The 19,749-nt window shown below is 55.8% G+C and carries 19 protein-coding genes; 10 read left to right on the forward strand and 9 right to left on the reverse strand.

Annotation, left to right across the window (positions count from 1 at the left end; translation table 11 throughout):
- Nucleotides 1-18: 18 nt before the first annotated feature.
- From PYRFU_RS10590 to PYRFU_RS09130, 4 genes are all read left to right on the forward strand, one after another.
- Nucleotides 19-225: a hypothetical protein gene (locus PYRFU_RS10590; RefSeq protein WP_014027388.1), complete on the forward strand. Its 207-nt coding sequence runs from the start codon at nucleotides 19-21 to the stop codon at nucleotides 223-225.
- Nucleotides 212-637 (forward strand): PIN domain-containing protein, encoded by a 426-nt coding sequence (locus PYRFU_RS09120; protein ID WP_014027389.1) that lies wholly within the window; start codon nucleotides 212-214, stop codon nucleotides 635-637. The genes PYRFU_RS10590 and PYRFU_RS09120 overlap by 14 nt, the downstream gene beginning before the upstream one ends.
- 199 nt (nucleotides 638-836) lie before the next feature.
- On the forward strand, nucleotides 837-1,427 hold the full coding sequence (locus tag PYRFU_RS09125; protein ID WP_425277004.1) for a PaREP1 family protein: 591 nt from the start codon (nucleotides 837-839) through the stop codon (nucleotides 1,425-1,427).
- A gap of 355 nt (nucleotides 1,428-1,782) precedes the next feature.
- The gene (locus PYRFU_RS09130) at nucleotides 1,783-2,358 is read left to right on the forward strand and encodes a PaREP1 family protein (protein WP_014027391.1); all 576 of its coding nucleotides are present in this window, start codon (nucleotides 1,783-1,785) and stop codon (nucleotides 2,356-2,358) included.
- Nucleotides 2,359-2,560: 202 nt separating this feature from the next.
- On the opposite strand, the gene PYRFU_RS09135 is transcribed toward PYRFU_RS09130, so the two are convergent.
- The 4 genes from PYRFU_RS09135 to PYRFU_RS09150 all read right to left on the reverse strand — a co-directional run bounded on the left by PYRFU_RS09135 (nucleotide 2,561) and on the right by PYRFU_RS09150 (nucleotide 6,495).
- Nucleotides 2,561-3,427, reverse strand: a complete 867-nt coding sequence (locus PYRFU_RS09135) for a radical SAM protein (RefSeq protein WP_280097278.1) — start codon at nucleotides 3,425-3,427, stop codon at nucleotides 2,561-2,563.
- 466 nt (nucleotides 3,428-3,893) lie between these two features.
- Complete coding sequence (locus PYRFU_RS10080; protein WP_052296979.1) at nucleotides 3,894-4,379, reverse strand: archaellin/type IV pilin N-terminal domain-containing protein; 486 nt, start codon at nucleotides 4,377-4,379, stop codon at nucleotides 3,894-3,896.
- Between the two features lie 148 nt (nucleotides 4,380-4,527).
- Entirely contained in the window at nucleotides 4,528-5,754 is a 1,227-nt protein-coding gene (locus PYRFU_RS09145; protein WP_014027394.1) for a redox-regulated ATPase YchF, read from the reverse strand.
- A 204-nt stretch (nucleotides 5,755-5,958) separates the two neighbouring features.
- The gene (locus PYRFU_RS09150; protein WP_341871678.1) at nucleotides 5,959-6,495 is read right to left on the reverse strand and encodes a DUF3800 domain-containing protein; all 537 of its coding nucleotides are present in this window, start codon (nucleotides 6,493-6,495) and stop codon (nucleotides 5,959-5,961) included.
- Between the two features lie 434 nt (nucleotides 6,496-6,929).
- On the opposite strand from PYRFU_RS09150, the gene PYRFU_RS10085 reads away from it, so the two are divergent.
- Complete coding sequence (locus PYRFU_RS10085; protein WP_014027396.1) at nucleotides 6,930-7,490, forward strand: DUF429 domain-containing protein; 561 nt, start codon at nucleotides 6,930-6,932, stop codon at nucleotides 7,488-7,490.
- Here PYRFU_RS10085 and PYRFU_RS09160 read toward each other — a convergent pair.
- Entirely contained in the window at nucleotides 7,440-8,471 is a 1,032-nt protein-coding gene (locus PYRFU_RS09160) for a DHH family phosphoesterase (protein WP_014027397.1), read from the reverse strand. The two genes, PYRFU_RS10085 and PYRFU_RS09160, sit on opposite strands and share 51 nt — an antisense overlap.
- 208 nt (nucleotides 8,472-8,679) lie before the next feature.
- Here PYRFU_RS09160 and PYRFU_RS09165 point away from each other — a divergent pair, with 208 nt between their 5' ends.
- Genes PYRFU_RS09165 through PYRFU_RS09175 form a run of 3 tightly spaced genes read left to right on the forward strand, consistent with a single transcriptional unit; the run spans nucleotide 8,680 to nucleotide 12,340 of the window.
- Nucleotides 8,680-10,290: a TrkH family potassium uptake protein gene (locus tag PYRFU_RS09165; RefSeq protein WP_014027398.1), complete on the forward strand. Its 1,611-nt coding sequence runs from the start codon at nucleotides 8,680-8,682 to the stop codon at nucleotides 10,288-10,290.
- Entirely contained in the window at nucleotides 10,268-11,305 is a 1,038-nt protein-coding gene (locus PYRFU_RS09170) for a thiamine-phosphate kinase (protein WP_014027399.1), read from the forward strand. The genes PYRFU_RS09165 and PYRFU_RS09170 overlap by 23 nt, the downstream gene beginning before the upstream one ends.
- The gene (locus PYRFU_RS09175; protein WP_014027400.1) at nucleotides 11,306-12,340 is read left to right on the forward strand and encodes an AbrB/MazE/SpoVT family DNA-binding domain-containing protein; all 1,035 of its coding nucleotides are present in this window, start codon (nucleotides 11,306-11,308) and stop codon (nucleotides 12,338-12,340) included.
- A gap of 169 nt (nucleotides 12,341-12,509) precedes the next feature.
- Here the strand turns inward: PYRFU_RS09175 and PYRFU_RS09180 are convergent, their stop codons facing one another.
- Nucleotides 12,510-13,763, reverse strand: a complete 1,254-nt coding sequence (locus PYRFU_RS09180; protein ID WP_048192036.1) for an ABC transporter permease subunit — start codon at nucleotides 13,761-13,763, stop codon at nucleotides 12,510-12,512.
- A 43-nt stretch (nucleotides 13,764-13,806) separates the two neighbouring features.
- On the opposite strand from PYRFU_RS09180, the gene PYRFU_RS09185 reads away from it, so the two are divergent.
- A complete protein-coding gene (locus PYRFU_RS09185; protein WP_052296980.1) occupies nucleotides 13,807-14,478 on the forward strand; it encodes an ABC transporter ATP-binding protein in 672 nt (223 codons plus the stop codon).
- Complete coding sequence (locus PYRFU_RS10285; RefSeq protein WP_014027403.1) at nucleotides 14,465-14,767, forward strand: DUF504 domain-containing protein; 303 nt, start codon at nucleotides 14,465-14,467, stop codon at nucleotides 14,765-14,767. Before PYRFU_RS09185 ends, PYRFU_RS10285 begins: the two co-directional genes overlap by 14 nt.
- Here the strand turns inward: PYRFU_RS10285 and PYRFU_RS09190 are convergent.
- Genes PYRFU_RS09190 through PYRFU_RS09200 form a run of 3 tightly spaced genes read right to left on the reverse strand, consistent with a single transcriptional unit; the run spans nucleotide 14,693 to nucleotide 19,748 of the window.
- Nucleotides 14,693-16,117: an NADH-quinone oxidoreductase subunit N gene (locus PYRFU_RS09190; protein ID WP_014027404.1), complete on the reverse strand. Its 1,425-nt coding sequence runs from the start codon at nucleotides 16,115-16,117 to the stop codon at nucleotides 14,693-14,695. The two genes, PYRFU_RS10285 and PYRFU_RS09190, sit on opposite strands and share 75 nt — an antisense overlap.
- A gap of 2 nt (nucleotides 16,118-16,119) precedes the next feature.
- Nucleotides 16,120-18,198, reverse strand: a complete 2,079-nt coding sequence (locus tag PYRFU_RS09195; protein ID WP_014027405.1) for an NADH-quinone oxidoreductase subunit 5 family protein — start codon at nucleotides 18,196-18,198, stop codon at nucleotides 16,120-16,122.
- Between the two features lie 14 nt (nucleotides 18,199-18,212).
- Entirely contained in the window at nucleotides 18,213-19,748 is a 1,536-nt protein-coding gene (locus PYRFU_RS09200; RefSeq protein ID WP_167827926.1) for a complex I subunit 4 family protein, read from the reverse strand.
- Between the last annotated feature and the right edge of the window lies 1 nt (nucleotide 19,749).

Below are 19,749 nucleotides of genomic sequence, written 5' to 3' on the forward strand. Positions count from 1 at the left end.
GGTAGTTGGGTGGCCTAGGTGCGGGAGTACGTCACAGTTAAGGTGTCAAGGAGAACCCTAGAGCAGCTTGAGAATCTCAAGAAGGTGTTTAACGCGAGGAGTATAGATGATGTTATACAAAGGCTCCTCCGCGAGTATAGAAGTAGGCTTCTAGAGTCGCTTATGGGCGTTGACGCGGGAAGGGTATCAGAGTTTAGAGAGGAGGATAGATTTGACTCGCGTTGAGAGACTCGTTGTCGACACATATGCTTGGATAGAGCTTTTCACCGGCGGCCCTCGGGCTACACTGGTAAAGTCTCTTCTCGTTGATGCCGAGGAGTTGTACACTCCGGACATAGTCCTCGCCGAGCTTGCACGCAAGTATATGCGTGAAGATATTGATGCCAAGATCGTAAGGGAGAGACTAAAGGCAGTAGAGAGGCTGTCAACAGTTGTAATGATAGATGTTGAGACTGCTGTTCTCGTTGGCAGGGCCTACAGGAGACTACTCGATAACGCCAAGAGGCTTGGCTTGAAAGCAAAACCTAGCCTAGCCGATGCAATCATATTGGCTGCAGCTTGGAGGCTCAAGGCTAAAGTCCTAACCGGCGACATGCACTTCAAGAACCTCGAGGAAACCATATGGATAGGAGAGTGAATAACAGCCATACAAGCCTGGATAGCCTAACAACAGGTATGCGCAGAACACGCTGTAATACCCGCCTGTGCATCAACTCTCAAGAGGCTTAGGAGGCCCCTGCTACCCACGGACTACCGAGTGATACGGGAAAGGCTTTAATTTGGCGACGACATATGGCAGTTCTTCAGTCTCCAGTACACCCGTATTCCGTGGGGCTGTGTCAGCCTTGACGGATACTGTTGCAGAGTTGCTCGAGAAGCCGTTACCCAAGCCTAGCCGCGACCCCGTGGGTTACGCCTCCGCTCGTGCCTTGGAAGCTCTACTCGAATCCCTCATGGCCCTCGAGTATCTCGGAAAGGGTTATACTCGTAATGCAGCTGGGAAAGCCTTCCAAGCATGGAGAGCACTAACAGCCGCGATACTAGCTCTCGAGAGAGACAAGGTACTAGAGAGGCTAGAAGACGAGAAGGAGAAAGAATGGTTCTTAAAGAGGGGTTTGCCGAGGGTGCCCTCCTCGAGGCTAAAGGCACTGGGGCAATTGGTAGAGGACCTTGGCTACCCCAACTATGGGCCCTACACCGACCGCGTGTTAAACCTTCACGACTACCAGTATCACGGGCCCGACCCTTCCGGCGAGTTCTCAAAGTATACCGTGCACCGCGAGGCAGCCAAGGACATAGTCTACATCCTAGCAAAGCTCGTGGATATCATCGAGGAGAGAGTGAAACATAAACTAGAGGAGGCGAGGACATGGAGCGAGATACACGAGGAGACACTGAAGAGGCTAAAACAGATGCTAAACGGATAACACGCGTCAAAGCCACGATAATCATGTTGAGGTTGACACGCACCGGTGACGAATAAGCTTTGATGGAGTCGCCTACGAGTCCATGCGGATCCTCAATGCTATGCCGGACTGAGATGGTATGTAGGCAAGGTTGACATTGGTAAGTAGGCCACGTTCCTCGAGAATAGGTTGCAGCTCCTGCCCGCGAGACGATGCATAGCGAGGCACAATATAGCCGCTTAGCACGTTCCCCAGGGTTCTCACGCTGAGTTGCAGGGTTAGCACAAACCCATTGTTATAGGCCAGCACTTGCATATACAGAAGACAGCGTAGATAAGCTCCTGGTAGCGTATGCTGCCGAGTGGGTAGGTTTCTCGTGGCGCGGTCAGGGTTACTTGAGGAGCCACTACCAAAACCTAGGCGTGACCCCGCGGGTTACGCATCGGCGCGTATACTCGAGGTTCTCCTGGAGGCGTTGCTCGCTCTCAGGTTCCTCGGGGAGGGTTACACGAGGAACGCGGCGGGCAAGGTATTCCAAGCCTGGAGAGCGTTGACAGCCGCGATACTCGCACTCGAGCTTGACAGAGTGCTTGGAAGGTTTGAGAGCGAGAGAGACCGCAAATGGATTCTCGAGAAAGGGTTACCCCGCGTACCCTCAACTAGGCTAAAGACACTCGGACAGCTCATCGAGGAGCTAGGCTACCCGCACTACACTCACTTTACTAGCACCGCGTTAGACCTCCACGACTACCAGTACCACGGGCCCGACCCAGATGCAGAACTCTCGAAATACGCGAACCGCGAGGAGGCAGCCAGGGACATCATATACCTCCTCGAGAGGCTGACAGAGATAATAGAGGAGAGGGTGAAGCCAAGGCTAGAGGAGCTAGGCAAGTGGGACGAGGACCACGAGAAGGCACTGAAGGAGCTAAAGGGGAAGCTTGGAAGCTGAAAACATCCCTTAGCCTAAAGCCACAGGTTTACAAATGTAGGAACATTCCAACTCCTATAACCATACACCTTTATCCACAACACCTTGGCTTGCAACACCCTCCAGCAGCTCCCAAGAAGCCTCTCTACTCATCATCACATCCGGTTATTCCCACAGCTCTCTATACTCAAAGCCATACACTCCAGACACTTCGAGCTAGATCCTAGATGAATGTGATGTATCGGGTTGGCTTGGGGCCCACGTACTTCCCGCGTATCGGGATGATCTCCCCGCAGCGGGGGCAGCGGTACCTCCCGCCCTCCTCCACGAGACCCCAGTGTGTAACCCGGTAACCCTCCCGGACGACGAGCACCTTGCCACAACGGGGGCAGCGCGTCGCCTCCAGCTCCGGGTCATGCACGTTACCAACATACACGTACTTGATGCCCGCCCTCCTAGCCTTCTCCGCTATACGGAGGAGTGTCTCCACAGGCGTCGGGGGCTCTCCCCAACGGAAAGCGGGATAGTAACGATTGACGTGTAGAGGCACATCCGGCCCCAGGTAGTCCAAGTGCCTCTCTATGATCCACTCGGCGCACACATCGTTATACCCCGGGACAACCAGGTAAATCATCTCAACATGACCACCGTTATCCAACACGCGCCTCGCGTTCCGAAACACAACCTCGTGGTCAACCCCCGGGAGCACGTCCCGGCGACGCCGCGAAGCCTCCGGACAACCCTTGATATCAACACTCCACCCGTCCCAGCCAGCCCCGACAAGCGCGTCAACAGCCCGAGTCGTGAAATACGCGTTAGTAACGAGAGACAGGTAGAATCCCTCCCTCCTCGCAACCTCCGCCAGATCAAGCAGATAGTCGAAGAGAGTAACAGGCTCGTTGAAACTCGCGCAAAGACCCTCATCTCCAGCCCTCCTAGCCCACTCGACAAGCCTCTCCGGAGGCACAACAGGCCCGTCGACACACACACGAACCCACGACAACAGATAGTTCTGACACCACGGACAGAGAAAGTTACAACCCCACCCCGAGAACGTCAACGAAGTCGAATTAGGCCAGTAGTGAAACAACGGCTTAATCTCAATAGGCCGACTCTCCGCAGCACTAAGCCTACCCCAACCAACATGAACAAGACAACCATCACGATTCTCATACGCGCCGCAAAAACCACGCCGTCCAAGAGCAATAGTACAGTTGCGTTCACAAACATAACAACGAACTTTACTGTTATCCATACGTACTTGAAGCCTAGCTATATGCGGTTGGTCTTCCCGAGGAACAACCATTAGGGATGAACCCCGATGGGTATTCAGAGAGTTACAAGTTTACAAAAAGAAGGAGGACACGTTTTGCGGGAAAAAAGTGTGAACGGAGTTTAGCCCTGGCAGTTTACGCGCACATTCTGGATAGTGTCAGACTGGCCAGCAAGTACGACCTTAATGTTGTAGTAGTGACCACACGCTAGCTCGGCAGTGCTAAGGTATAGGTTGCCATCAGCGTTGTTCACGTTGTACTTGGGATCAGCAAACTTGATAATTAGTATCTCGCCGGGCTCCCAGACACCGTTCCTATCCTATTGCCATCGTATATTAGCGTCACATCGTCAATCGTCGGGTTCTTGGTGTTAAAGTTGGAGGTTGTGTCTGGAAGTTCGATGTTCTTACCTAGTAACTTATATAGCAGGGTGGTGTTGCTGTAGACTAAGTCGCCACTGTAACTATCGTAGATATAGATTGCTAGTGCGTTCTGCTCTTGTGCTACACGTAGATCGATGCTAGTTCTACCGGTGTTTCTTAGATATAACTCTACAGTTGCGTTTGCGCCATAGGCGGCATCTGTGGTACCGTTGTATATTCTGGCAGTTTCAATTGTGAACTGGGTCTGTAGCGAACTTGGCGTCTGGGTTGCTTGGCCAGCGAAGCCTGTTAGCCATAGGTAGATTAGTACTGCTGCACCGACGGCAACGAGGATTAGTAGTAGCACGGCGACAACCGGGCTGATTGCGCGCATCTTGGCGGTCATGGCCTTCACCCTCTTCCTCCATTACACTAAGTTCTGCGCGCGCATGCGAGTTTAATAACTATTTGTACTTGGTACTCTGGGGTTACATCAAATAAGCCTAGTACTACGACGCGCCTAATACCACGCATGCACGGTTATGGTTGTAGGTTCAAGCTTTCTTTGCTGCAGCCGCTACTATCTTCACTACCGCGTTGTTCTCGAGGATGTAGTCCTCTCCTATTCTCCTCTTTGTCTTGGCGTCTATCGCGTAGAGGAACGTTTTGCCTAGATCCGTATGCACCATGTACGCTAGCTGCCTGGCTGTTGTGCCGCGGGGGACTAGGTATGCATCTGGGAGTATCCTTCCCCTACTGTCTGTGTACTTGTTGGCGTCCTCGACGGGGTACACTATTATCATGTTCATGAGGTCGAATACCGCCCTGTTTATCGCGTCTTGGACACCGGTAGAGCCCCACCGCTTCAACACCTTCTCCTCGATGTACTCGAGTGCCTTGAGCTGCTGGGGTGTCAGCCTCTTCTCGTCCACTATCTCGAACTTGGGGTCGCCGGGTATGTAGCGTATGAGGCCTGCTTTGGCCGCGCGTTTGAGGGCTAGCTCGGCGGCTGCACTCGTCGGCACAATTATATAGTCTTTGAGCTCCTTTCTCATCCTCTTGATGTTGTCCTCGGCGGGGTCGAGGTCGGCCTTGTTAGCCGCCACTAGTATAGGCTTCGAGACCCTCCTTACCACCCTCGCGAACTCTCGCAGATCGTCCAGGCTCCATCTCATCGGGTGCTTCTCTTCGAGGCCTGCACGCTTCAAAGCCTCCTCTATGTGATGCTTCCTGACGCTCAAGCCGCTCAGGCGCTGGGCGAGAGCATCAACAGGGTTCTTGTCGTACAGGCTGCGGGCGAACTTGTCCCAGTCTCTGGAGATGATCCGGTAGAACCACTCGTCTAGCTCCTTCTCCATCCAGCGTACCTCCTCGACTGGGTCGTAGCTACCCGGCTGGGCTGGACGGCCCTCCGGGTCTGTCGCTCCCGCCGCGTCGACGACGAGTATCAGGGCGTCCGCCTGGCGGAGGTCATCGAGGAACTTGTTGCCGAGGCCGCGGCCCTCGTGAGCGCCTGGTATCAGGCCGGCCACGTCCATCATCTTGACTGGTATGAACCTCCAGCCTTCTAGGCAGTAGCCGCTCGCGGGGTCACACCTGGGCAACCCGAGCTCCACATGAGCGCACCTGACCCTCACGTAGCCGACGCCAACATTAGGCTCTATGGTTGTGAACGGATGGTTCGCTATCTCGACTTGCGCGAGGGTGGCAGCCGCGAAGAACGTGGACTTACCAACGTTTGTCTTGCCGACCACGCCGATCAGCCGCTGCGGAGGCGGCATACCCTAGACCAGCCCAGAGGCATCCCCATCTTCGCTAAAATGGGTACTATGCCCGTATAGCCGCAATTGTTGCAGAATGAGCTGGCAAAACGCCACATTACGGTCACACCAGAATCTATCAAGTCACTATGCCTCTCCACCACAGTTCTTACATGCTGAGATACACGGGCACATCCGAACCGGTTTCTCGGAAACGGTGGTCCTTCACACGTTGCACTCGTCTATACTGCATCTTAGCCCGTGGTAGCAGGCTCCAGCCACTATATCGCTTAGCTGTATACCCGGCGTCGAGGAGCTGGAGGCGAAGCGTACGTGCATCCCCAGGAGCCTTGAGGCTTTGGACTCGGTGCACGGTACGAGGCCGTGGTCTAGAACTAGCATTGGCTTCTCGAAGCCAATATCCTCTAGCAGCATGTTAAGGGCGCCTATCCTCTCCTCGAGAGCGTTGCCCCGCGAGTGTAGACGCACAGCCCCTACAGCGGCTGAGCCCCTCTCGATAAGGTCGAGTATCTGCTCTACGCTTATGCCTAGCCTAGAGGCTAGCCTAGAGACACTCCTATACTTCAACTCGCCGCTCTTCCATCCAAGCATACGCCTCAACTCGTGCAGCACACGGTACCCGTGTTTAAGGAGGGGGTACCCGCCCCTCTTCTCAAAGCACACAAGCGCAACAACGAAACACTTGCAGGGCATGTTTACACCAGAATCGTCACCAAAGCAGACTACCTCCACCACAACCACCAAGTCCAAACCAATAAAGGTGGGCAACTGGAGAGGGTTACACGGGCCCCGAGGAGGCCCCGGATGCCCCCCCGCATAGGGGGCGAAGAAGGGGCGAGGGGCAGCAACACGCTCGACCAGAGCATCACTAGTACGAAGCTGCTCTAGGAGATTATCGGGGGGTTCTCCCGGGCTTCAAAATATGTGCAGGAGAGCCTTGGCGCTCTACTCGTTGAAAACTAGTTTAGGCTAAGTTAGGCTGACATGTGCAGTACCGGATGCTTTTGTTGGCTTAAGGAGGGCGTGGAAAACGAGGAACTGCTGAGGTACAACCCGTCTATGTTGCTGGTTGTATCCGGTTGCGGGGCCTCGGCTCCGGCCGGGTGTCTTCACCGGAGTCAGTCTAGCGAACGCTCCTCACCGGCCCTGGCGTGCTAGGGTAGGGGTGTTGCGGGGTGATTATCCTTGGTGTTGACCCTGGCTTGAGGAGGGGCGGCACTGGTGTCGCCGTTGCAGAGTATCGTGGCGGTAGGGCCATGCTACTGGATGTGCGTGCCACGAGCCTTGTGGAGGCCGCGTGGCTCGCTAAGAGCCTTGAGCCCCATGTGGTTGTCGTTGATTCTCCTCTCTCGTTGCCCTCGGGGCCATGGAGGAGGATAGACCTTGTGGGCAAAAGGCTCGGGTTGCGGCTATTGCCGCCAGGGTGGAGGGGCATGAGGAGGATGGTTGAGGAGGTTACACGATTGTTTCGGGGCGGGTGGCTGCTCCTCGAGACGCACCCCTCTAGCGTGGTGAGGGTGTCTGGTTGCCCGAGCGGCGAGGCTCTCGTGGAGAACTGCTTCGACTCTATCCTATCCTCGTGGAGTACGAGAGACGAGCTTGACGCGGCTATAGCGGCGTGCGTCGGAGTAGCGTTCATCGCCGGCTTCTGGGCCAGGATAGAGGCCTCTGATGGTAGCATCTGGCTAGTCGACCCTATGGTCTGCAGGAAGCTCTCTGCACCCAACCGCCCTTAGCGCCTCCTCGACCCTCCGGGCCGCCCACCTGAGACGCAGCTTCGGGTAGAAGATCGACGCTATCCTCCATAGGATCGGCATTGCTAGCGGCGCGCCCGCCGCGCGCAGGTGACCACCACCCCCCAGGTACTTGGCGAGCTCCCTGACGTTCACCTTCTCGCTGCGGAAGCTCAGCCCCCGCTTGTGTATCACCACTACCAGGTCGGCCCGGTACCTAGCAGCGAGGGTCCTGGCTAGGAAGCTCCTGGAGGGAGGCCCACTCTTCTTCAGGGCAACGACAGCCTTGCACCCGTTTACCGCCACTATCTGGACGGCTCGGACAGCCTCTGTGTAGTTGCGCAGCTCCGTGTTAACATACTCCATTAGGGCCCTCTGCACCTCCTCGTCGCCGAGTATCTCCTGGAGGCTCTTCGCCGAGGCGAACTTCTCTACGAGCCTCCTACGCCACTTGTCACCCGCGCACCCCCTCTTCCAATCGACAACACGGTATAGTTTGGGGGCCGCAGGGTGATCCCATATCCATATGTCGGCCGCACAAGTTGCACCCACGAGATCCTCTATGAAGTCGTCTATCTCGCCCCCTAGGATCTCTGGGGCATACCTGGCGACGACTCCAGCCCCACACGTATCGTTATCAACGTATATGTCCGCGCCTATGTCCCTGAGCTTCTCTTTCCAGCTCTCCTCCCACCGGTGGTGATCGAACCAGGCAATACGCGCGCCGCGCCCCACAGCCTCCCTGAGAAGGCTCACAACAGCGTCTAGCGTTGATGGGTTAGCGCCTATATCGGCGATTATTATCGTCTCGCCTGGCGAGGCACTCCTAGCTACGCTCTTGAGCGTCTTGTGCAGCTTATAGGGCTCGGTGAACTCTAGCCTCGCGTCCTCGCCCAGCCGGGCACCTGCAAGCCTCAACGCTATAGCTGCAGCCGAGACGCCGTCGAGATCCGTGTGTGTTATTATCGAGAGTCTCCACGGCAACTTAGGCGCACCTGCTAGCCTCCCCCCTCACGGTATAAAATGGTAGTGTTGCACGTTGCGAAGCCCGGTGTATGGCAACCAGGGAGCATCTATGGTGCACACGATCGCCGCGCTCAAGAGCCACGCGGGTACACTCTTGTAGTCTTTTTGGCGCTCGCCGCGCCTCCCGGCTCATCGGGCAGCCCTACAGTGCGGCCGGTGGGCTAGTTTGCCGTGGCGCGAGCAGGGTTTCGAGGTTCTAGAGGAGTATGGTGTGAGGAAGCGGCTTGCGCTACACCCTCTCATATACTATCTCGGCTTTGTATGGATTGTCGCCGCTGCGACGCTGATAGTGCCAGCCCTCTACGGCCTAATATTCCACTATCACGAGCCACGCGAATACACCGTCTCAATCGAGCTACTCGAGTATGGCACAGTGTTCATGGTGCTCGGTCTACTCTCGACCAGGTTAACGATGCCATCGAGAAGAATGCGGCGCGAGGAGGCACTCCTACTCGTCGTTATAACGTGGGTTCTGATACCACTGGTCGTGGCATGGCCAATAGCAGATGTACTCGGCATACCCTTCGTGGATGCGTGGTTCGAGTCTGTCTCCGGCTTCACCACCACGGGTTTGACCATGTTCACGGGGAGCGTTGACCCGGTTACAGGGACCTATGTGCCAGCTGTGGAGGAGTTGCCTAGGACGGTCCTCTTCTGGCGTAGCTTCATACAGTGGGTGGGCGGAGTCGGCATAGTCGTCGTCGCTGTATCGATAATAGCGAGGCCTGGTAGCGCGGCACGCCTCCTCTACGTGGCCGAGGGTCGCTCCGAGAGGATAGAGCCCTCGGTCATCGCGACAGCAAAGAAGGTGCTCTTCGTATACACGATAGTAACCGTAATAGACACAATACTGCTCTACGTTGCGGGCATGGACTGGTTCGACGCAGTAAACCATGCCATGACTGGCATAGCGACCGGCGGCTTCTCGACAAAGAACAATAGCATTGCCGAGTACCATAGTATCGCTATTGAACTCGCGGCTATGTTCGCAATGTTCAGTGGCGCCGTCAGCTTCTCCGACTGGCATAGCTTGATAATAAAGTGGCGCTTGAAGAGGTTCTTCTCTAGCCCGGAGCTGAAAGCTCTCCTCACCCTCATGGCGATCGGCACTATCGCGGCAACAGCAGCGCTAGTCAGGAACGGGTTCGGGATCATAGAGGCGCTTAGATACGCTAGTTTCCAGATAGTCACGACGATAACTGGCACTGGCTTCCAGAACACCGGTCTAGGCGACAAACCGGAGATATTCAAGGCGCTTCTAACAACCTATTGTCTTCTCGGTGGCGCGGCTTTCTCGACCACCGGCGGCATAAAGATGTTGAGGCTGATAATCGCTGTTAAGAGCACCCTGTGGGAGGCTGAGGCTCTATCGGCGCCACGCGGGTATACGTTGAGAAGGAGGTTGGCTTGGATAGTGCTGGACGACGAGTCAGCAAGAAGAGCACTAACAATCATCTTCGCCTTCTCCCTGACGATGGTTGTTGGCACGTTTATCGCGATGCTGATACTACCGGATAGGAGCTTTGCCGACGTTGCTCTAGAGACGGCCAGCGCGCTTGGAAATGTGGGCGTTAGTACCGGTATAACCGGCGCGGATAGCCCTCTTGCCCTCAAGCTGCTTTACATCGCTCTTATGACGCTAGGCAGGCTAGAGATAGTACCGTACTTCTACGCCGTTCACGTGATGTACTCTAAGGTTGTGCACGCTGTTAGAGCTAGGAGGGGGCGTAGGAAACTACTCAGGGAGACACGTGTTGCGAGAGAAGCGCCTCTCTGAGATCGGAGAGAAGAAGCTTGTGGAAATGCTGGTTGACCTGCTGAGAAGTGACTGGCGGTGTAATGATCTCCCTCCGGGCGATGATGCTGCGTGTGTATCGCTCCCGGGCGGAGCCAAGCTACTTGTGAAGATCGACGGTTTCTCGGTAAGCAGTGTAAAGCTGCCTTGGATGACACTCTACGATGTTGGATGGAAGGCTGTTGTTGCGACGGCTAGTGACCTTGTGGCTAAGGGCGGGCGCCCACTCGTCTTCCTTGTCAGCATCGGGCTTAGACGGGATGATAGAGCGGCGGATGCGCTTGAGCTAGTGAAGGGTGCTAGGGATGCTGCCAAAGCTGTTGGTGCCTGGCTTGCCGGCGGCGATACAAATGCAGCTGGGGACCCGTGGATCGACACAGCTGGTGTTGCAACACCAGTGCGTATAGTTGCTCCGAGAGTTAGGAATGGAGACTTGATATATACTACTGTGGGTAGATACGGGTTAACCGGGTTAGCCTTCCATATTATGCGTCGTGGTGATACAAGCGAGATATACAGTTATCCCGAGGCTCTTCGCGCAACTACACGGCCTCTTCCGCGTCTCGAGTTTCTCTCGTTGTTAGAGGAGGTTGGGGAGTGCATAACATGGGCTGGTGATGTGAGCGATGGGCTGTGCGCTACGCTAAGAAACCTCCACACAATTAGTGAGCATCGCATAATACTAGACGCTCTTCCGCCTTTGCATCCGGAGGCGATAGAGTACGCCGAGTCGCATAGACTCGATATTAGCGAGTTAATACTGTATGGCGGGGAAGAGTATGAGATTGTCTTTACTGTGGCCAGGGGCTGCGAGACACATGTGGAGAGAGCAGCGAATAGACTGGGGCTACGTATAGCTAGGATTGGATTTGTAGTCCCCAAGTCGATAACAAGTAGTATACATACTGAGCGCGTCTCCGAGAGTTCGTGGATACCTATAAATTCGTGTCTAGAGCGTGTAAGTACCGGTTGGGACCAGTTTAAGGGGTGGGCATAGTTGTCCGCCAATACAAATGAGAAAGTTAGAATGAGAAGAGTACAGCGTCTAGGCACATCTTCGCTAGTGGTAACGCTGCCGAAGGAGTGGGTTCGAAAGGTTAACTTGAAGCCCGGTGACGTTGTATATGTAGTTGTTGAGGGCGGTTCTGTAAGGATAATACCGTACAACAAGCGTGGCGAGGCAATCCACATAATGAATATTGATGTGTCAAAGCTTCCCAAGGGGCTCAGCGTCTCGAGACTAGTATCGTGCGCCTACGTGACTAGGGTTGACGTGCTACGCTTGGAGAACATCTCCTGGGAGGCTGCACTAGAAGTCCGTAGCATGGCATCAAAGTTCATGGGTGTTGACGTTGTCAGTGGCCCGGAGTACGTTGAAGTCCGTTGTATTCTTGATGACGACAAGGTTAGCATGAAGGATCTGCTTGAGAATATTGCGAGGCTAGGCTTGGATCTCTTGGGCCTCGTTGAGAGGCTGTTGACAGAGCCGAACCAGACACTCATAAACCTAACACGCGAGGCGATAAACGAGATAGTGAAGTACGAGCACCTTGTTGTTAGGAGGATGAGCGCCACCCCAGCATCGACCCTCGGCCAGCCCGATGCCGCCATGCTATACGCTGCTGGCCTCCTCGGGAGCTTTGCCGCAACACTATGGCACCTGGCTAACTACTTGGCAACTCTGGCCGAGACTAAGGGCCGTCCCGAGGTAGACCCGAAGAAGCTAAACGATCTGATTAAAGGTGTACAAGGTCTGCTTAGTGAGATTCTACGCTGGAAGCCAGAGGACCTTGAGCTAGCCGCGAGACTCGCCGATGACGCTGGCAAGCTGAGACTGCAAGCCTGGCAGAAGATGCTAACCGCAGAGAACCCACACGAGGCGGTCGCCTACACGATGCTATACAATGCTCTCCGCGAGCTTGACATCGCAGTTAATGCGCTTACATGCGCCACAGTGATAAGCAATGCGCCTAAGCTCGGCAAGACACCAACCACCGAGATCAAGACTAGTACTGAGCAGGAACAGGGTTAACGCGCCTACCAAGGTGTTTTTACGCTCAAGGCATAATGCATGCTTCGATAACTGTTTCGCCTCCCCACGTTACTGGTCCTATAAACGGCGGCCTGGGGGCTGGACCGGGCCGTTCTGGGCCCCGGATGACCCCCAGGCGATGGCGACGGCCGCAGAGTTGCCACCTCTCCTACCCGCTTTTCACTATCCTCTCGGGTGAGGCTAGCCTCGTTGACGCCAGAAGCACCGTTGCTGTGTATGCTGCCAGTGCTACTAGACTTAGGAGCGCGTTGCTATACTCGCCTCTAGCCGCGTAAATCACGGCATTGACAGAGTGCGTGTATGGTACGATTGCTAGGAGCGTTGCATACTCCAAGGGTAGCCTTGTGTAGTCGGTTGCTAGGCTGGAAGCATAGACGAAGAACGCGAGTATCGTGAATATGCCGGATAGTAGGGTTGCTAGTCGCGTTGATAAGCCGCTCATCACGGTTAACGCTGTGAGTGCAGAGGTGACCATAATGGCTAGCATCGTTGCAACTACGTGTACGAGCAGGAGTATGAAGTTCGGTGCTGGTATCCCATTACCAGCCTCTATGGCGAGATAGGCGAGCATTGCCGCCGCGTCAGCCAAGCCGGCTATTCCTGCCACGGCTGTAGCAGCTAACATCTTGGCTGCTATTATCTCGGCGGGGGATAGGGGCGTCGAGAATAGCATCTCCAGGTTTCTCCTCTCCTTCTCGGCGACGAACAAGTCGGAAGTCAGCATGGCTGCTGGTGCCAGCACGAATATCGTCGCAAAGGCAAGTATCCTGGCAGCTTCTACTGCGCGCACCACCTGCTCGCCAACCGTTTGCGGGACTCCTATGAACCCGACCTCCACCCTCACGGGGTCGAGGATAGCTTGTGGCTTCACGGTTATGTTGAGGAGTTCGCCCATAAGCTTGATTAGCTTTTCAGCTTCTGCTCTCGAGATGCTCGGTATGATAACGTACCTTAGCCACGTGTAGACTGTCTGGGCTGCACTACTTCCAGGGTTGTACCTAACGGCTATGTACGCTACACGGTCAAACCTAGTTAGGTTCTCCGTGAAGCCCGGTGGTATCACGACTACAACATCTGCGGTGGGCTGCCCGCCACACTTATAGAGCGTCACGTTAACCGTGGGCGTCTTCACGACACTACGTGTAAGCTCTGCTATCAGCACAGCCACGTCTTGCGACGAGAAGTTCAAGCCCCCTACCTCAACACTCTTGCAGTCAAGGTCTACAACCGCAACGTTCACTATCGTTGCAGCTTGTAATCCTTTGGAGAGTATCGCGAGGAGTGGGAGCAGCCAGGCACTAGCGGCTAATAGGGCAAGTGTTTTTGCATCGCGGCGAAGCTCTAGTAGGTCCTTCCATGCGAGGCTGGCCACACGGTGAAAACGCATCACAAGCCCTGCCATCGAGGCACGCGATGTGTGGAAAAAGCTTGACGGGATCTGGGTATTGAAAGGCGTTAGTCTATCAGCACCGGAGTCAGCCGTTACTGTGATACTCGGGCCGAATGGCGCTGGCAAGACCACGTTATTGAGGAGCTTGGCTGGCATCTATCGCGTCGATAAGGGCCGCGTACTAGCCTACGGCATGGATGTGGCTAGCGCGAGAAGGAGGGGGATTCTCATACTGTCTCCCGATGAGGCTGGCCTCTATCCCCGCCTGACTGGCTGGGAGCACGTGAGGCTCGTCGAGCGTATCTATGGGTGTAGCTGGGATGGCCTTGAGGAGGCTGTGGAGCTTCTCGGCCTTGGTAGGGTGATGGGTGAGCGTGTTTCGAGGTATAGCAGGGGTATGCGGAGGAAGCTGCAACTTATCATGGCGTTGGCCAGCTGTGCCAGAGTGCTTCTGCTCGACGAGCCCCTATCGGGGCTTGACATCGTGTCGTTACGTGGAGCCTCCAGGTTGTTGAGGATTGTGGCTGAACGGGAGGGTAGGGCAGTCATAGTCACTACTCATGAGTTGTGGCTGGCCGAGAGGCTAGCCGACTATATAGTAGTGCTTGAGAGTGGGCGTGTTGCTGCTGAGGGGCCGTTGGAGCGGTTGTTGCGCGAGGCTGGCGCATCTAGCCTTGAAGAGTATCTAGTGAGGACCGTGTATGGTGGTGGAAATGGGGAGGCGTAGGGGCAGGATATACGAGGTTGTGTCTAGGGTTTTCGCGCTTCGCGAGCAGTACCCAGATGCGAGGATAGTGATAGTGGATAGAGTCTCGCCAACGGGGCTGCGCAAGATACCGGTATCGAGAGTAACGCGTGTCAAAAAAGACCATATGGTTTTAGATGATGGTAGCGTTATACCGCTACACCGTGTAGTTATGGTTGAGGCTGGTGACGCTGTTTTATGGAGGCGTGGCGGAGACGTAGACGCTAGCGAAGAGCCAGTAGACGATTCCAAGGGCGAAAGCCAGTATTGACCCTATACTCGCTGCTACGATTCTCGTGTCGGTTTCTAGCTTGGGGGCGTCGCCAGTGGCGAAGAGCCTCCAGCCTAGCATCATGTAGTAGTAGGCGGCTATTGCCATGTTAAGCACGAATATGATTGCGAGTGCTAAATCTACGCTTGCCACACCGTAGAGTATGTAGAGCTTGCCCCAGAAGCCGAGCGACGGTGGCATGCCAACAAGCACTAGGAGCGCTAACAGCATCGATAGTGCTGCCATCTTGTTGCCTTTATACAGCCCTCTGAGTACCTCGATGCTCCTGACCTCCCACCCGGCCTTCTCGTATACAGCGTCAAGCACTAGGAAGGCGCTAGTTTTTGCAAGCGAGTATCCGAACACCTGGAGGAAGATACCGGGTACCAGTATACCCTCAAGGCCTGGCCTGAGGGCTGCAAAGCCCGCTATGATGTAACCGGCTTGACCTATAGCACTGTAGGCCATCACGAGCCTAGCGTCGTTAGCGGCTAGGGCGGCTACGTTACCGAGAGTCATTGTAGCCACTGCTAGTATGCCCGCGAGGACGAGGAGTAGGTTAGGGTCGACCCTGGTTATGGTGTATAGCAGTCTGAGGAGGAAGGCCACAGCCAGTATCTTTGCCTGGGAGGCGATGACGCTCACCAGGAAGGGCCTAGCATTGCCATAGACGTCGGGCAGCCACATGTGGAATGGTACAACGCCCATCTTGAAGCCTATGGCGGCTAGTGGCAGCAGGGTGGCTGCACCAGCAACTATGAGAGGCACGTGTCGAGCCGCGCCGCTCAGGTACACGCTACCGCTTATCTCGATGTTGAAGCACAGCGCGTATATCAGTAGACTAGTGGCTAGGACGCCTATCGCGGCGTACTTTGCTGCCGCCTCAGCTGAGGTTTCGTTCTTCCACAGTGCTATTATCACGTAGCTTGATACCGCTGCGAGTATCCACGCAGTATATACGAGCACAAGGCTGCCAGCTAGCGCAATCGCATATACGCCCAGTAGGTTCAACGCGGTTATAGCATAGAAGGCTGAGCCCGTGTCCCACTTTTCAACCACAGCTATTGCTGCCACGAGATCGATGAGCAGCGTGAGAGATGCAGCGAGTACTAGTGCAGCTGCAAAACCGTCCAGTATCATGTTGTTGTCGAATAGCGTGATTGGGCCCTTTTCTATCGCCTCCTTGTAGAGGATAATGGATACTATCAGGCTGAGTAGCGTCGCCGCTATTGCAGAGTACCTTGCATGGCGCGTGCCGAACAACGGCGATGCTAGTCCAACGTAACCTAGCGCAGCCGTTACGAGTACCACCAGCTGCTCGAGTAGCGTATAGGATGGTATGAGCGCCACGGCTACCACCCCCCGACCTTCCCGAGGATGTACCAAGCCGCTAGCAGCGCGACTACAACAACCCCCACTATGAAAACTGAGAGGTACCTTGAGATATCACCTGTATGCACGCTGCGTAGCCTGGCTGCGGATGCACGTACAAAGCCTGGTATGAATATGTGGTAGAGGCCGTCAATGCCCGCCTCCAGACCCCTATGGGAGGCTTCGACGAGTGTCTGGAAGACGCTGGGTACTACGCGGTGGTAGAGGCGGTCGAGGACGCCTTTCTCCACGACACTAGCTAGCAGCTTCGATAGGCTGGCGCCCGGGTAGACTATCGTACGGTAGATTATCGGGTTGATCAGCCAACGGTCGTAGAGGAAATCGTAGAGCGTCTTCAGGGCTCCGCTTACCCGTGGCGGAGTTCCACGCCACACGATGTCATAGAGGACTGCTGTGAGGCCCACCCCAGTGAGGGCTAGTGATGCGCCAGTCAGCGCTATCTCTGGGTGAAACTCTGGGTGAGCGTGGAGAGCCTCTGCCAGCATATGCTCTAGGCTTGCCCATACAACGCCTAGCCCTAGGCTGAGGCCTGCTAGTAGCGTGTATGGCACTAGCATGAGCAGGCCTGGCTCGTGACCGTGGCGGTGGCCGCCGAGGTTGAACGCGTAGATTATCATCCTCGCGGTGTACACTGCTGTGAGGAATGCTGTGAGGAGCGCAACCGTCCTCATGGCGGGGCCTAGCACCGAGACTACGAGATCCTTGCTCCAGAACCCGGCGAACATTGGGACACCTGCTAGGCTAGCACCAGCTAGCACCATGGCGGCTGCCGTGACGGGCATTGTGCGCGGGTCGAACCTCATTTCGGTCACGTATCTCGTGTGCGCGGCGTGTATCAGTGCACCGGCGATGAGGAAGAGGGCAGCCTTGAACACAGCGTGGCTTATGAGGTGTGCGGTGGCCGCTAGGCTGCCAAGGGCTGCTGCGCCGGCAAAAGCAGCCGCCATCATGTATCCTAGCTGACTTGCCGTGGAGTAGGCTAGCACTAGCTTCAGCTCCCTAGCGACGAGCGCCATCGTGGCTGTCGAGAATGCAGTGAGTAGAGCTAGCCACGCTAGGTTCGTGTAGAGAGGCGTTATCATCTCGCCGAAAGCCTCGTAGAATATTGGGGCGAAGCGCGCAGCTGCGTACACACCCGCCTTCACCATTGTCGCCGCGTGGATGAGCGCCGAGACCGAGGTTGGACCAGTCATCGCGGTTACGAGCCACTCGTGGAATGGGAATTGTGCCGACTTTGCCAGCGCCGCCATGAAGAAGAGTAGTATCGTGAATGGCACTAGACTTGCGCCTATCTTTGCGACTAGCGCGTCATGGAGCAGCTCCGGGTGTAGCATCCAGGTTGTGATGTCAAGCGTGCCAACCGCATTGTGGATCAGCGCTAGGGCTACGAGGAATGCCGAGTCACCTAGACCCGTGAACACGAATGCTCTGACAGCGCTGTGTGTTGGCGTGAACCACATCGGGACTCCTAGCCTCCTTCTGCCTGGGTCGCCCACCCAGGCTTCCTCGCGGTCGTCGAAGTAGTAGCCGATGAGAGCGTAGCTAGCGAGGCCTGTCCCCTCCCAACCGATGAACATCAGTAGCACGTCAGTCGCATAGACTAGTAGCAACATGCTCGCAACGAAGAAGGTGAAGAAGAACCAGTATCGTGGCGTACCATCCACGCCCATATACTCGTAGCTGTAGATACCGATTAGAAGCGACAGCAGCGCTACCACGAAGCCTATCCACGCCGATAACCCGTCGACGAAGGAGCCTACTACCATGAGGCCTGGGATAGCGCCAAGCACGTGTTTAGCTGCGCCGCTCTCCATGTAGCCTAGTAGCGCGTGTAGAGCTGCTACTAGGGCCCAAGCAAGCCCGGCTATAGATATGGCCGCGGCTATCCTCCTACCACCGCCTAGAGCCGCTGCCAGCAGCACTAGGCCAGCTGCAATGTAGGTGCCGATCCACGCCATGCTGGCGTATACCGCGGCACCGCCCTCGCTTATCTCGAGAGCCACGTGCGTAGCCATGACCGTGGCCTCGGCCCCCGCCATGCCTGCTCACCCCCTTACCACGAGGGTGTCACAGCATCGAGCCATGGTAGGGCGAAGAAGCACGCTATACCGACGAGTGCGACTAGGAGAGTCAAAATGGCCATGCCTAGAGGCTCCTTCTCGTAGCCAGCCCCATCGTGGTGATGCCCGTGGCTTGGCTTGGCGCCTGGCAGCGGTCCAAGGAATATCTTGCGGAAGGAGACTAGCGAGTATACTGCTGTTAGCGTAGTGCCTACAATGACCGCTATGGCTGCTATCGTGAACATCGTGGAGGGTATAACCTCGGTGAAGCCACGTAGAATGAAGTACTTACTCCAGATGCCTATGGTTGGCGGTATGCCCATGAGATGTAGGAAGCCTATGAGGGCGGCTGCTGCCGTGAGCGGCATGATGCGTGCGAGGCCTCCCATCTTTGACATGCTCCTAGTGTGGACGGCTACTATGAGCACGCCCGCCATCATGAAGAGGGCTGCCTTGCCGAAAGCGTGAGCAACATAGTGTAGCATAGCGCCTAGGTAGCCGAGCGTGGTTGCCGAGGCAAGGCCTAGCATTAGGTAGCCCATCTGGCTGACGCTGCTGTACGCTAGGAACCTCTTTACATCGTCTTGTGCCAGTGCAACGAGGCCACCGTACACCATGGTGATTAACGCCCATGTCAGGAGGAGTGGCATGTATCCTGCGAAGATGTGGGGCGCCGTCTGGGCGGCGAAGCGGAGTATGCCGTAAGCGCCAACGCCGATTAGGTTTGGCGAGAGGAGTGCAGAGAGTGGTGTTGGCGCCTCGGCGTGCGCATAGGGCAGCCACACGTGGAGGCCAAAGAGTGCCATCTTGATGCCCATGCCTATTATGATCATTGGGAGCGCTACCTCAACGATGTAGCGCGGTGTTAGGTACTCCCATGTGCCGCTCCTAAGCCCCTCGTCTACCGTGAACACGTTGAATCCATCAGCGCCAGCGTGGTAGCCTGCTAGTAGGACGCCCAACAGGTAGAGTGTTGACCCGACGTGCGTCCACACGAGGTAGAGTAGGGCTATCCTTACCCTCTCACCGTAACCATACAGCGCGATTAGCAGAAAGCTTGGTATGAGCGTCAACTCTAGGAACACGTAGAAGAGTATCGCGTTGCTTGCTAGACCGACGCCGATCAGACCCGCGGCGAAGAGTAGTAAGAGGCTGTGGTATAGGCTCCAGGCGTCCTCGCCGAGACCCATCTCCTCGAAGCGATGCGCCATGTACCAGTAGCTATAGGCCGCTACTATTGCAGAGACAGCGGCTGATGAAAAAGCTACCATGAACCCATAAGAGTCCATGAATAGGCTTAGCTCGCCGAGACCCGGCACTCTAGCGTACAGCGGGTCATAGACTATAGCGTGCCTCCTAAGCGCCTCGAGGTAGGCAAGTACGAGGAGTACTGCCGAGACTGCAAGCGAGGATGACGAGAGCGTTGTCGTTGCTTTTGCCCCGCGCACAAACAGCACTATAACCGCCACGACTATTGGTATGAGTATCGACGCCCAGAGTAGAGGTACCTCCAGCCCAACCACGTTCACC

It is taken from the genome of Pyrolobus fumarii 1A (assembly GCF_000223395.1).
Lineage (GTDB): Archaea > Thermoproteota > Thermoprotei_A > Sulfolobales > Pyrodictiaceae > Pyrolobus > Pyrolobus fumarii.

Excerpts from the sequence above, each read along its gene's own strand:
- PYRFU_RS10080 (WP_052296979.1), bottom strand. The coding sequence starts at position 4,379 with ATGACCGCCAAGATGCGCGCAATCAGCCCGGTTGTCGCCGTGCTACTA.
- PYRFU_RS09145 (WP_014027394.1), bottom strand. The coding sequence starts at position 5,754 with ATGCCGCCTCCGCAGCGGCTGATCGGCGTGGTCGGCAAGACAAACGTT.
- PYRFU_RS09180 (WP_048192036.1), bottom strand. The coding sequence starts at position 13,763 with ATGGCAGGGCTTGTGATGCGTTTTCACCGTGTGGCCAGCCTCGCATGG.
- PYRFU_RS10285 (WP_014027403.1), top strand. The coding sequence starts at position 14,465 with ATGGGGAGGCGTAGGGGCAGGATATACGAGGTTGTGTCTAGGGTTTTC.
- PYRFU_RS09195 (WP_014027405.1), bottom strand. The coding sequence starts at position 18,198 with ATGGCGGGGGCCGAGGCCACGGTCATGGCTACGCACGTGGCTCTCGAG.